This window comes from Nocardioides sp. (assembly GCF_034670285.1).
Lineage (GTDB): Bacteria > Actinomycetota > Actinomycetes > Propionibacteriales > Nocardioidaceae > Nocardioides.
Window position 1 is genome coordinate 1 of sequence record NZ_JAXMNS010000059.1, and the last position, 12149, is coordinate 12149.

The following is a 12149-nucleotide window of genomic DNA, read 5'->3' on the forward strand; positions in this document are numbered from 1 at the left end:
CTCGGCCGAGCCGACGGTCACTACCTCCTCGTCCTCGGCGAGGAGCCGGCCCACTGCGAGCGGGTGGCCGCCACGCCGACCCGCGACGTCGCGACCTTCACCACCCAGGGGCTCGCGCTCGCCTACGCAGGCGCCCAGTCGTGCGCCAACCTGCGCTTTCTCGGCCACCTCACCGGCCCGGACACCCGCGACCGGTTGCTCGACGCGGTGCTCGGCGGACGACCGCTGCACATCCGCGACTACTTCTGATCACGCCCGAGCCCGCGAGGGCGTGATCGTCGGTGGTTGAGCAGCGAGCGCGGGTGAGGGACGAACCCGCGACCGAGCGTGTCGAAACCCGGTGACGTGCCTGACTTCGGCGATCCCGTCGGTGGTTGCGGCCGACGTCTGCCTCACCGGATCTCGTCGCGCCCTGCACGCCTTCGCAGGCTCAGGCGTGCGGCTTGCTCGATCTTCGCTCGCCCACGCGCCGCGCTCGTGCCTCGCGCGGCGCTGCTCGCTCGCTCGTTCTCGGTGCCGTCTGTCACTGATAGCTGATGAAACGGACCCGCGGGCGGATGGCCAGCACCCGTGCCGGCGACATGAGCCCGACGTCCTCGTCGTAGAAGAGCTTGAACCCGGAGTGGAACTTGTCGGCGCGCAGCACCGCCCGCATCGTCGCGATCTTCTGCTCACCGGTGCCGAAGCCGTCGACGTGCTGCACCGTCGCCAAGCGCTGGCGTACGGCGACCCGTCCGATCCGCTCGATCATGCTGGTGCGGAACTGGTGGAGCACGAACAGCTTCTGCGGCAGCCGCTCGCGCCTGGTGAGGTTGGCCAGCCACAGCGACACCTCGTTGACCTCGGCGGCGTCGACGCGTCCGATGACCCGGCCCGGCACCTCGGTGCGGGTCATCCGCCACTCGGGGTCGAGGGCCAGCCCGACGCGCGGGTCGCGCAACGCCCAGGTCCAGCGCTTGGCGACGTCGACGAAGCTCGCCCGCCCCGGCTGGACGTCGAGCAGCAGCAGCGCGTCGTGGCGGTGCGCGGCGCGCACGTAGCGCTCCACGTCGGCCCGGGCGATGTCGTGGTTGAAGTCGCCGTCAGGGCCCGGGACCGCGTCGGCGATCGTGACGATGAGCTCGAAGACCACCTGGACCGGCCGTCCGGGGCGCTCGAACGCGCGCGCGGCCCGGGTCAGTCGCCCGATGATCGCATCGGGGCGCTCCTCCCCCAGGACGCCGAGGGCTCCGCTGCTCGCCGTGCCGTAGTAGGCCACGAGCGTGCGGTTGCCCGCGAACACCCGCTCGCGCGGCTGCGGGGTCTCGACCGGCACCGGGGCCGGGCTAGGGGTCGGGCTAGGGGTCGAGGACGGGGACGGGGACGGGCTCGGGGTCGGCGAGCCCGTCGGCGACGGGCTGACCGTAGGGCCCGTCACGCTGGGGTCGGCCGAGCCGACGTCGCCGGCAGGGGCAGCAGAGTCCTGGTCGAAGAGCTCCGTCGCACCGGCCAGCGCCAGCAGTGCGACCAGCCCCAGGACCAGCCCGAGGACCAGCACCACCACCCACCGGAGCCCCGGACGACGACCACTCGCTGTCGTCATCCCCGACTCAGAAGGTCACGGCACCGTGAGCAGCGGAACCCACGGTTCGGGCGTACTTGCCCAGGACGCCCCGGGTGTACTTCGGCGGGCGCGGCTCCCAGCCCACCTTGCGGGCCTCCCACTCCTCCTCGGTGCCGACCGGGTCGACCTCGAGGGAGCGGTTGACGACGTCGAGGGTGATGGCATCGCCGTCGCGCACGAACGCGATGGGTCCGCCGTCGACGGCCTCGGGGGCCACGTGGCCGACGCAGAGTCCGGTCGTGCCGCCGGAGAAGCGACCGTCGGTGAGGAGCAGGACGTCCTTGCCCAGTCCGGCGCCCTTGATGGCTCCGGTGATCGCGAGCATCTCGCGCATGCCCGGGCCGCCCTTGGGGCCCTCGTAGCGGATGACGACCACGTCGCCGGCGCCGATCTTGCCCTCGGTCAGCGCGTCCATGGCGGCGCGCTCGCCGTCGAAGACGCGGGCGGTGCCGGTGAAGACCGACTCGTCGAACCCGGCCGACTTCACCACGGCGCCCTCGGGGGCCAGCGAGCCCTTGAGGATCGTGAGCCCGCCGGTGGCGTGGATCGGACGCTCGAGGGAGCGGATGACGTCGTCGTCGAGGGCCGGCGGGTTGAGGGCCTCGAGGTTCTCGGCCATCGTCTTGCCGGTGACGGTCAGGCAGTCGCCGTGCATGAGACCGGCGTCGAGCAGCGCCTTCATCACCACCGGGATGCCGCCGATCTTGTCGACGTCGTTCATGACGTAGCGACCGAACGGCTTGAGGTCGGCGAGGTGCGGGACCTTGTCGCCGACCCGGTTGAAGTCGTCGAGGGTCAGGTCGACCTCGGCCTCGCGCGCCATGGCGAGCAGGTGGAGCACGGCGTTGGTGGAGCCGCCGAGCGCCATGACGACGGTGATGGCGTTCTCGAAGGCCTTCTTGGTCATGATCTGGCGCGCGGTGATGCCCTGGCGCAGCATCTCGACAACGGCCTCGCCCGAACGGTGGGCGAAGCCGTCGCGGCGACGGTCGACCGCCGGCGGAGCGGCCGAGCCGGGCAGGCTCATCCCGATCGCCTCGGCGACTGCGGCCATGGTGTTGGCGGTGTACATGCCACCGCAGGCCCCCTCACCGGGGCAGATCGCCCGCTCGATGCGGTCGACCTCCTCGCGGGTGATCTTGCCGGCCAGGCAGGCACCGACGGCCTCGAAGGCGTCGATGATCGTGACGTCCTTGCCGTCCACCGAGCCCGGCATCGTGGAGCCGGCGTAGAGGAAGACTGCCGCCAGGTCGAGGCGGGCCGCGGCCATCATCATGCCCGGCAGCGACTTGTCGCAGCCGGCGAGCAGCACCGAGCCGTCGAGGCGCTCGGCCATCATCACGGTCTCGACCGAGTCGGCGATGACCTCGCGGGAGACCAGCGAGAAGTGCATGCCCTCGTGGCCCATGGAGATGCCGTCGGACACCGAGATGGTGCCGAACTCCAGCGGATAGCCGCCGGCCGCGTGCACACCGTTCTTCACGGCCTTGGCCAGGCGGTCGAGGGAGAGGTTGCAGGGAGTGATCTCGTTCCAGCTCGACGCCACACCGATCTGCGGCTTGGCGAAGTCGTCGTCGCCCATGCCGACCGCGCGCAGCATGCCGCGCGCCGCGGCTCTCTCGAGGCCGTCGGTGACGTCGCGGGAACGGGGCTTGATGTCGGGCTGTCCGCTCGGCTGGCCGACCTGGCCGGGAGTGTCGCTCATGCGCCCCAGGATAGGGCTCTGCTCCGACGAGGTCGGAGCCGCTCTCAGGCCTCGGCTGCGACCTTGAGCCTCGCGAGGCCTCGCTCGAAGTCCTTCCCCACCAGGCGGTCCATCGAGTAGACCTTGCCGACCAGCGCCATCAGGCCCTTCTGCTCACCTGACATCTCCCACGTGACCTCGGTTCCGCCGTTGCCGGGCTCGATCCGGAAGACCACGTCGTTGCTGGCTTTGAAGGGCTTCACGAAGCTGAGGGCCACCTCGATGCGCTCGGGGGACGACGCGACGATCTCCATCGTGCCCTGGCCGGCCTTGCGGTCTCCCAGCCACGCGTAGTGGGCGCCCACGCCGCTCGGGGCGCCGCTGTAGATGCGCTCCATGTCGGGGTCGACGTCCTCCCAGGGCGACCAGGCCTTCCACTCGTGGAAGTTGTTGACGAATGCGTGGACGAGCGCGGGGTCGGCGTCGACCGAGGTGCTGCGGCTCACGAGGAAGGTGCCCATGGGGGCATCGTGGCACAGCACCCCCGTCGAACGCAGGTGCTGCCGAGGGCCACGCCCGTTCCCGTCTACGATCGCCCGGTGCAGCGCCCCTCCCCGATCGTGCTCGTCCTCATCGGCATCGCATCGGTCCAGCTCGGGGCCGGGGTGGCGAAGTCGCTGTTCGACGAGGTCTCGCCCACCGTCATCGTGTGGCTGCGACTGGTCACGAGCGCCGCGATCCTCGCCGCCTACGCCCGCCCGCGTCTTCGGCGTCGTACGTCGCACGACTGGCTCGTGGTGCTCGGCTTCGGCGCCAGCCTCGGACTGATGAACCTGGCGATCTACCAGTCGTTCGCCCGGATCCCGCTCGGCATCGCGGTGACCATCGAGTTCATCGGTCCGCTGACCCTGGCCGTGCTCGGCTCGCGTCGTGCCCGGGACCTGATCTGGGTCGCGCTCGCCGCGATCGGCGTCGGCCTGCTCGGCATCGAGCGCGCCGACCTGGACGTCGTCGGGGTGGTGTGGGCGCTCGTGGCCGGTGCCATGTGGGCGGCCTACATCCTCCTCAGCGGATCGACCGGACGGCGGTGGGAAGGCCTGGACGGGCTGGCCGTGGCCAGCATCATCGCCACTCTGCTGCTCACCCCCGTGCTGGTCCTCACCGACGGCGCCCTGGGCGACACCTTCAGCAACCCGCACATCCTGCTTCTCGGGGCGGCGGTCGGACTGCTGAGCTCCGTCGTGCCCTACAGCTGCGAGCTGGTGGCGCTGCGCAGCCTGCGCGCGGCCACCTTCGGCATCCTGATGAGCCTCGAACCCGCCGCTGCCGCCCTGGTCGGCATCCTGATCCTCCAGGAGGTGCTCAGCCCGCTCCAGTGGCTCGCCGTCGGCTGCGTGATCGTGGCCAGCATCGGCGCCACGCGCTCGAGCGCCACGATCAGCGCTCCCGTGCCCGACTGAGAAGCGTGTGAGGAAGTTGTGAGTTCACCCAACTGTCATCCACAAGTGATGACGGACACGATCCTGAGGTCTAGCGTCACGACCATGCTCGGAAATCACCCGTTCGCCGCTCCTCTTCGAGGAGCCCTGACGCGCCTGCGCGACCTTCCGGTCGCGGTTCAGCAGCAGGCCCGACGCAACGCGATGGTCGCCGCCACCGCGTGCACGAAGCGCCGTGTCGAGCGCGAGGAGGTCGCCGACTTCCTGGAGCACCACAACCGCGGCACGCAGCAGGCCGCGTCGGTGGAGTCGACCGAGCCCGCTGCCGCCCCGACGGCTCGCGCGCACGGCTGATCCGACCCGCCGTCCGATTTACGGCGGTAACCGTCGCAGCGGGCCCGGCTCGGGCACAATCTCCGCCATGGCCCTGTCTGCAGCGAGCACCGACGCGACGTCCCTGCTCGAGTTCCGCGACGTCCTCTCCGACGACGGGACCCACCTGCGGGTGTGGACCAACGACCCGGGTGGCGTGATCGACGGCCCTACGGTCGTGCTGTGCAACGGCCTCGGCACCAGCCCGTACTGCTGGCCGGCGCTGCTCGACCCCGACTGCGGTGTCCGCGTCGTGTCGTGGAACCACCGTGGCGTGGGCGGCTCGGACCGCCCCAGCGACCCCTCGCACGTGGAGATCGAGAACTTCGTCGAGGACGGCCTCTCGGTCATGGACCACTTCGGCATCGACTCCGCCGTGCTGATGGGCTGGTCGATGGGGGTCAACACGATGTTCGAGCTGGCCGCTCGGCACCCCGAGCGGGTCGACGGGCTGTTCGCCGTGGCCGGCGTGCCGGGCGACACCTTCGCCACGATGCTGGCGCCGCTGCGACTCCCCCACTTCGTGGCTCGCAACCTCACCGTCAACCTGGCACGCGTGATGAGCGTGGCTGGCAAGGCCCTCAGCCCGTTCTCGCGCCGGCTGCCGATCGGACCCAGGACCGTCGCGCTCCTGTCGCACTCGGGGTTCATGCTCCCCCTGCGCGACCCCGACCTGGCCGAGGCGGCGATCAAGGAGTTCCTCACCACTCCGCTCGACTGGTACTTCCACCTCGCGCTGAGCACGTCGAGGCACGCGCGCGTGCGGCTGAGCACGATCTCGGTGCCGGCGATGTTCGTCGCAGGCACCTTCGACGTCCTCGCCGGAGCCCGTGACATGGCCAGCGCCGCGGCCCGCCTCGAGGAGTCGACCTACGTCGAGCTGTGCGGCACGCACTTCATCCAGATGGAACAGCCCGAGGTCGTGCACCAGCTGCTGCTGGACTTCCTCGAGCAGGTCGGCTGAGCCGGTGCGAGGCGCTCCGCTCCGACCCGCCGCGGCGGTCCTGGCCCCTGCCCTGGCCCTCGCTGTGCTGCTCTCCGGTTGCAACCAGGGAGGCAACGAGACGATCGTGAGCCTCACCGGCACCGCTCCTCCGACGCCGGTCGGCTCCGGCGTCCCGCAGGCTCCCACCACCGAGTCCGGCACTCCGTCCGCAGCGCCCACGAAGGGCAGCGGGTCGGGCAAGCGTGCGCCGCGGGTCGTCGACACCATCGCCACCGACCTCGCCGTGCCGTGGGGACTCGACTTCTTCCCCGACGGCGACGCCATCGTGACCGAACGTGACACCCAGCGGGTGCTGCGGATCTCGTCCGGCAAGAAGCACAAGGTGAGCGTGCTCGGCGTCCTCTCGGCCGCCGACCCGCAGGGCGAGGGCGGCCTGCTCGGGGTGGCGCTCTCGCCGAGCTTCGAGGTCGACCAGACGATCTATTTCTACCTCACCAGCAGCACCGACAACCGGATCGTGCGCAGCGTGCTCTCCGGCGGCGGGCTGACCCCGGTCGAGGTGGTGCTGGACGGCATCCCGAACGGCTTCATCCACGACGGCGGCCGCCTCGCCTTCGGCCCGGACGGCTATCTCTACGCCTCCACCGGAGAGGCCGGGCGCCCCGCCCTGGCAGCCAACAAGAAGTCGCTCGGCGGCAAGATCCTGCGGATCACCACCGAGGGCGAGCCTGCGCCAGGCAACCCGTTCGACTCTCCCGTGTGGAGCTATGGGCACCGCAACGTCCAGGGCCTCGCCTTCGACGACCGGGACAACCTGTGGGCCTCCGAGTTCGGTCAGGACGACGTCGACGAGCTCAACAAGATCACCGGCGGCGCCGACTACGGCTGGCCCGGTGTCGAGGGCCCGGGTGGCTCCAAGCGGCAGACCGACCCCCAACAGACCTGGGACGTCGCCGAGGCCTCGCCCTCGGGCCTGGCCTTTGCCAACGGCAACCTGTGGATGGCGGCCCTGCGCGGGGAGCGCGTCTGGCGGGTGCGGCTCAAGGGCGGCAAGGCCGTCGACCAGAAGTCGTTCTTCGTCGGCGACTACGGACGTCTGCGCACGATCGCGACCGCTCCCGACGGCACCCTGTGGGTCACCACCAGCAACCGGGACGGTCGCGGCGACCCGGCGGACTCCGACGACCGGATCCTCCAGCTCCGACCCTGACTTCCCCCCGAGGCGCCCGATCGGCAGGTAGCCTGGAGGTACTCGGGTCGATTGGACAGCTGCAAGCAGGGCTTTCGAAGGCCTTTCTTCATGCTGGGGGGTAGAAGATGTCGTACGGAGTCATGGCGTCGAAGGCTGCGCAGGTGCAGGTCGACCAGGTGAAGTCCGCCGATCAGGTCGACCCGTCGGTCGGTCAGACGGTGGCACGGACGGCCGCACAGGCACGGCGTCGATCGCGCCGCGACGAGCCCGCGCTCTGGGGCTCGGGTCGTCTCACGCTGACCTCGCTGCACCTGACCTTCGTGCCGGCCAGCGGGTCGTCGGGTGTGCCCGCTCTGACCCTCGCCCTCGCCGACATCATCGCGATCGAGAGCGGTGCGGGTCGCGGCCACAAGACGATCGCCTTCCGCACCGACGACGTCGTCCTGCGAGCACGCCTTGCCGGGTCGACCGCGTTCGCCCGTCAGGTCGCGACGTCGGTCGAGAGCAACCGCAAGCGCAGCGCGGTCTACCCGCCGCTTCCCGAGACCGGCGAGTTCAGGCTCAGCTCGGGCTGACGACGGCCCGCCGTGACGCACGCCGAAGCGTCGTCAGCACGCTCGGCCCCAGCAGCACCAGCGCGAGGGCGGTGGTGATCGCGCGCCCGGTGTCGAAGCTGCCCGTCGAGGTGATCAGGCTGTAGACGAGGAACGTCTGCAGGTTGTCGAGCAGCGGTGCCCCGGCGACGTACGACAGGTTGCCCTCGTGTCCCGGCACCGCGATGCCCAGCAGGAAGGGCCAGCCGGAGAGATTCATCAGCAGGCCGAAGGCGTACGCCGCCACCACGCCGTACGCGGCCAGCATCGCGATCTCCCAACGCCCCGACACCCGTCGCGGCAGCAGTCCGGCGCCCATCCCCACCCAGGCGGCGGCCATCATCTGGAAGGGCAGCCACGGGCCCACCCCGGCGGTGAGCAGCGCGGAGGCGAACAGCGACGTCACCCCCAGCACGAAGCCGAACCCGGCGCCGAAGACCCGGCCGGCGAGGATCAGCAGGAAGAAGACCAGCTCGACGCCGGCGGTGCCGGCCGAGAGCAGACGCATCAGGGCGTTGATCGCGCTGAGGACGCCGAGGATCGCCAGGACGCGCGAGTCCATGCCGCCCTCGCTGATCTCGGCGACGACGACCGCGATGACCAACGGCAGGAGCAGCAGGAAGAGGAACGGCGGGTCGGTGCGGCCGCTGCCGTCGGCCGGCACCTGCACCAGCAGCGGCCAGCAGAGCATCATCAGCCCGGCGACCGAGGCGACGCCGAGCACCAGGCGCGAGCGCAGCGCGAGGGGCACGGCACGCGGGTCCAGCAGCGTGCTCATGCCGGCTCCCCCGCTACGGCCAGGGCGGCGACCACCTCGTCGACGCGCAGCCACTGCGGTCCGAGGATCTTGGTGACCTGCGGCGCGAAGGCGGGCGACTCGGCGACCACCCGGCGTACCGGACCGGCGGAGACGACCTCGCCGTCGGCGAGCACGACGACGTCGTCGGCCGCGGTGGCGACGAACTCGACGTCGTGCGTGGCCACCAGGACCGCTCGACCCTCGCCGGCGAGGTCGCGCAGGATGGCGGCGAGGGCCGCCTTGGCGCTGTAGTCGAGGCCGCGGGTGGGCTCGTCGAGGAGGAGCACCTGGGGTCGTGCGGCGAGCACGAGGGCGAGCGCCAGCGCGAGCCGCTGGCCCTCGGACAGGTCGCGCGGGTGGGTGGCGTCGTCGATGCCGGGCACGAGCCGGTCGAGCAGGGCCCTGGTGTCGGGGCCTCCGGCCTCGCACTCCTCGGCCACGGTCTCGAGGTAGAGCAGGTCGCCCGACGTCTGGGGCAGCAGCCCCACGACGCCCCGGCGTCCGGCCGCACTCAGGGACGAGGGGTCCTGCCCGGCGACGTCGACGGTGCCGCCGCGGCGCTTGCGGGTGCCCTGGAGCGTCCACAGCAGGGTCGACTTGCCCGACCCGTTGCGACCCATCAGCGCCGTGACGCGGCCGGCGTCGAGGCTGACGTCGACCTCGCGCAGCGCGACGTGGGCACCGTGGGCCACCGACAGCCGGCGGCTGGCCAGCAGCGGGTCCGGGTGGTGGGGAGCCGGCGTGGACGGCGGCACCAGGTCGAGCGACCGGGCAGCACGACGGGCCTCGCGCACGGTGAGCGGGAGCGGCGTCCAGCCGGCAGCGCGACCGAGCTCGACGATCGGCGGCGCGACGGGTGAGTCGACCAGCAGGTCGGCGGGTGCGCCGACCCGGACCCTCCCGGCACCGGTGAACAGCGCCTTCCGGTCGGCGAAGGGCACCACCCGCTCGAGCCGGTGCTCGGCCAGGAGCACCGAGACCCCCAGGTCGTGCACCAGGCGGGTGAGGGTCGCGAGCACCTCCTCGGCGGCGGTGGGGTCCAGGGCCGAGGTCGGCTCGTCGAGGACCAGCAGCCGGGGGTGCATGGTGAGCACCGAGCCGATGGCCACACGCTGCTGCTCGCCGCCGGAGAGGGTGTGCAGGTCGCGGTGGCGCAGGTCGGCGATACCCAGCAGGTCGAGGGTCTCCTCGACCCGGCGGCGCATCGTCTCGGGCGCCAGGCCCAGCTGCTCCATCCCGTAGGCCAGCTCGTCCTCGGCGGTGTCGGTGACGAACCCGGCGGCCGGGTCCTGCCCGACGTACCCGATCACGTGGGCGCGCTCACGGGGCGGCGAGTCGATGATGCTGACGCCGTCCAGGAGCACGTCGCCGGTCAGGAGTCCGCCGCTGAAGCGCGGCACCAGCCCGGTCACGACGCCGAGCAGGGTCGACTTGCCGACGCCGGTGGGCCCCGAGACGAGGACGAGCTCGCCCTCCTCGATCTCGAGGTCGACGTGGTCGAGCACGGGCTGCGACCCCTCGTCGTCGTAGGTGAAGCAGATGTCGCGCAGGTCGATCATGACGCGCTCCTGACGGCTGCGGCCGGGGCTGCTCGTTGCGGAAGAGCGTGAGCCGGAGGCGGGGTCACCGCGACCACAGCGAGGCCGAGCAGTGCTGCCACGAGCGCCTCGAGGCTCAGCTGGGGTGCCGACGAGAGGTCGGGGTAGGCGATGGCCACCTGGGTCCGGTTGACCCACCAGCCCAGCACGGCCGCGCCGAGCCCGAGCCCGACGACCGCGACCTCGGCGGAGCGCCAGCGGTCGGGACGGTAGCGGGTGCGCTCGACGCGACGACCCGACACGACCAGGCCGCCCAGCGCCACGGCCAGGCCGACCGCCAGCATCGGGCCGGCCAGCAGCCGGGGTGCGGTCTGGTCGAGCAGGGCGTAGATGCCGACGACCACGCCGCACAGACCGCCGAGCATCAACGCGCCGGTCGTACGGCGTTCGGCCGGGGTGGCCGTGCCGGAGCGGCCGTAGCCGCGGGTGTCCATGCCGGCGGCGAGCGCCAGCGAGCGCTCGAGGGTGTCCTCGAGGACGGGCACGAGGTAGCGGCGCAGCCGCCGGACACGGCGGGTCTCCCCGGCGCGCAGCGTCTGCGCGGCACGCACGCGCTTGATGCTCTGGGTGAACTGTGGGAGCACGGTCACCGCCACCACGAGGGCGGTGCCGAGCTCGTAGAGCGCCGGCGGGAGCGAGCGCAGCAGACGCTTCGGGTTGGCCAGCGAGTTGGCGGCGCCGACGCAGATGATGATCGCGGCGAGCCGGAGGCCGTCGTACAGCCCGGCGAGCAGCGACTCCCGGGTGAGCGGGCCGAGCAAGTTGATGCCCAGCACGAAGTCGGGCAGGGGAATCTGCGGCAGGTCGAGCACGACCGTGCCCGGGTAGCCCCCGCCGAGGATCACGCGGAACAGCACGCGTAGGAAGACCGCGGCGACCCCGAGCCACACGTAGAAACGGAACGAGCGTGCCCACGCATGGTCGCTGCGCCGGGCCGAGACGACCGCCGCGGCCACCCCGATGACCATCAGCAGCACCAGCGGGTTCGTCGTGAGCGACGCCACCGCGGCGAGCCCGATCGCCCACAGCCACCAGGCCAGGGGATGCAGGTCGCGCGGCAGCGCGTTCACGACGACGACCTCACGGCGCGAGGACTCCTCGGCGACGGATCCACCAGGCCACCGCGGCGCCCCCGAAGAGCACCACGATCAGCGTCGGACCCACCCAGCCGGCCAGGGCGTCCTGGTCGGCGTCAGCCGCACTGTCGGAGTCGGTGTCCGCGGCCAGCACAGGCTCGGCCTCGGCAGTCGCCGACCCCTCGATCGGCGCGGGGGTGGCGCTGGCCTCCGCCTCCTCGGCCTCAGCTTCCTGAGCCTTCCCGACCTTGCCCTTCTTGCCCTTCTTGCCCGTGGCTGCAGGGTCCGCACCGGGTGACCCAGCGGCGGACGCCTTCTCCTCGTCGGAGGACTCCGTGGCGCTCGACTCGTTCGAGGTCGACGAGCTCGTCGAACCGCTCCCCGTCGAGCCGGACCCACCGTTGCCCTTCCCCGAGCCACCGGAGCCACCGGAGCCACCGGACGTCCCACCGGACGGGGCCGAGGACGACGGTGTGCTCGGCGTCGGCGTCGGCGCCGGGGTCGAGGCCGGGGTCGAAGCCCCGGGCCTGGTCGCTGCGGCACTCGGCCGGGCGTCGCCGGACGTCTCGTCCCACGAGAACCCGACCAGGCTGCCGGCCGGCAGCGTGAGCGAGCGGGCACCCTGGCTCGAGTAGGTCCAGGTGCTGCCGGCGTCGCCGTCCGACCACCACAGGCCCCAGTAGGCGCTGCTCGGGGAGGCGTTGACGCACGCGTCGCGCTCCGGGCTCGGCTTGCCGGCGACCCGGCACACGAAGCCCGGCTGACGCTGGGCGTCGGTGAGCGGGAGACCCGCTGCGGTGAAGAGATCGGCCGCCGTCTGACCGGCGCCGTCCCCGATGCAGTCGGA

12 protein-coding genes and 1 pseudogene are annotated in these 12149 nt (G+C 71.8%); 6 read left to right on the forward strand and 7 right to left on the reverse strand.

Annotation, left to right across the window (positions count from 1 at the left end; translation table 11 throughout):
- The coding region (locus VOI19_RS04670; protein ID WP_416366322.1) for a hypothetical protein at positions 1-249 on the forward strand (249 nt) is incomplete at its 5' end.
- Positions 250-523: 274 nt separating this feature from the next.
- On the opposite strand, the gene VOI19_RS04675 is transcribed toward VOI19_RS04670, so the two are convergent.
- From VOI19_RS04675 to VOI19_RS04685, 3 genes are read right to left on the reverse strand one after another with little or no spacing between them, the layout of a single operon-like run.
- A complete protein-coding gene (locus VOI19_RS04675) occupies positions 524-1582 on the reverse strand; it encodes a hypothetical protein (protein ID WP_323791791.1) in 1059 nt (352 codons plus the stop codon).
- A gap of 7 nt (positions 1583-1589) precedes the next feature.
- Positions 1590-3308 carry a dihydroxy-acid dehydratase gene (gene ilvD / locus VOI19_RS04680; protein WP_323791792.1) on the reverse strand — a complete coding sequence of 573 codons (1719 nt, stop codon included), beginning with the start codon at positions 3306-3308 and terminating at the stop codon, positions 1590-1592.
- Between the two features lie 44 nt (positions 3309-3352).
- Positions 3353-3808, reverse strand: coding sequence for an SRPBCC family protein (locus VOI19_RS04685; RefSeq protein WP_323791793.1), 456 nt, complete (start codon positions 3806-3808; stop codon positions 3353-3355).
- Between the two features lie 78 nt (positions 3809-3886).
- On the opposite strand from VOI19_RS04685, the gene VOI19_RS04690 reads away from it, so the two are divergent.
- From VOI19_RS04690 to VOI19_RS04710, 5 genes are all read left to right on the forward strand, one after another.
- Positions 3887-4747: an EamA family transporter gene (locus tag VOI19_RS04690; RefSeq protein WP_323791794.1), complete on the forward strand. Its 861-nt coding sequence runs from the start codon at positions 3887-3889 to the stop codon at positions 4745-4747.
- A gap of 84 nt (positions 4748-4831) precedes the next feature.
- The gene (locus tag VOI19_RS04695) at positions 4832-5080 is read left to right on the forward strand and encodes a hypothetical protein (RefSeq protein WP_323791795.1); all 249 of its coding nucleotides are present in this window, start codon (positions 4832-4834) and stop codon (positions 5078-5080) included.
- A gap of 67 nt (positions 5081-5147) precedes the next feature.
- Complete coding sequence (locus VOI19_RS04700) at positions 5148-6062, forward strand: alpha/beta hydrolase (protein ID WP_323791796.1); 915 nt, start codon at positions 5148-5150, stop codon at positions 6060-6062.
- A gap of 4 nt (positions 6063-6066) precedes the next feature.
- Positions 6067-7254 carry a PQQ-dependent sugar dehydrogenase gene (locus VOI19_RS04705; protein ID WP_323791797.1) on the forward strand — a complete coding sequence of 396 codons (1188 nt, stop codon included), beginning with the start codon at positions 6067-6069 and terminating at the stop codon, positions 7252-7254.
- A gap of 107 nt (positions 7255-7361) precedes the next feature.
- A complete protein-coding gene (locus VOI19_RS04710; RefSeq protein ID WP_323791798.1) occupies positions 7362-7811 on the forward strand; it encodes a hypothetical protein in 450 nt (149 codons plus the stop codon).
- Here VOI19_RS04710 and VOI19_RS04715 read toward each other — a convergent pair.
- The 4 genes and pseudogenes from VOI19_RS04715 to VOI19_RS04730 all read right to left on the reverse strand — a co-directional run.
- Complete coding sequence (locus tag VOI19_RS04715; protein ID WP_323791799.1) at positions 7798-8607, reverse strand: ECF transporter S component; 810 nt, start codon at positions 8605-8607, stop codon at positions 7798-7800. The two genes, VOI19_RS04710 and VOI19_RS04715, sit on opposite strands and share 14 nt — an antisense overlap.
- On the reverse strand, positions 8604-10187 hold the full coding sequence (locus tag VOI19_RS04720) for an ABC transporter ATP-binding protein (protein ID WP_323791800.1): 1584 nt from the start codon (positions 10185-10187) through the stop codon (positions 8604-8606). Before VOI19_RS04720 ends, VOI19_RS04715 begins: the two co-directional genes overlap by 4 nt.
- Positions 10184-11296: an energy-coupling factor transporter transmembrane component T gene (locus tag VOI19_RS04725; RefSeq protein WP_323791801.1), complete on the reverse strand. Its 1113-nt coding sequence runs from the start codon at positions 11294-11296 to the stop codon at positions 10184-10186. The genes VOI19_RS04720 and VOI19_RS04725 overlap by 4 nt, the downstream gene beginning before the upstream one ends.
- Positions 11297-11306: 10 nt before the next feature.
- Positions 11307-12149: pseudogene (locus VOI19_RS04730) on the reverse strand (hypothetical protein); the annotation flags it as partial.

What these genes read in the sequence shown, in the direction of transcription:
- VOI19_RS04695 (WP_323791795.1), top strand. Translation starts at nt 4,832, where the DNA reads ATGCTCGGAAATCACCCGTTCGCCGCTCCTCTTCGAGGAGCCCTGACG.
- VOI19_RS04720 (WP_323791800.1), bottom strand. Translation starts at nt 10,187, where the DNA reads ATGATCGACCTGCGCGACATCTGCTTCACCTACGACGACGAGGGGTCG.
- VOI19_RS04700 (WP_323791796.1), top strand. Translation starts at nt 5,148, where the DNA reads ATGGCCCTGTCTGCAGCGAGCACCGACGCGACGTCCCTGCTCGAGTTC.
- VOI19_RS04675 (WP_323791791.1), bottom strand. Translation starts at nt 1,582, where the DNA reads ATGACGACAGCGAGTGGTCGTCGTCCGGGGCTCCGGTGGGTGGTGGTG.
- VOI19_RS04685 (WP_323791793.1), bottom strand. Translation starts at nt 3,808, where the DNA reads ATGGGCACCTTCCTCGTGAGCCGCAGCACCTCGGTCGACGCCGACCCC.
- VOI19_RS04715 (WP_323791799.1), bottom strand. Translation starts at nt 8,607, where the DNA reads ATGAGCACGCTGCTGGACCCGCGTGCCGTGCCCCTCGCGCTGCGCTCG.
- ilvD (WP_323791792.1), bottom strand. Translation starts at nt 3,308, where the DNA reads ATGAGCGACACTCCCGGCCAGGTCGGCCAGCCGAGCGGACAGCCCGAC.
- VOI19_RS04710 (WP_323791798.1), top strand. Translation starts at nt 7,362, where the DNA reads ATGTCGTACGGAGTCATGGCGTCGAAGGCTGCGCAGGTGCAGGTCGAC.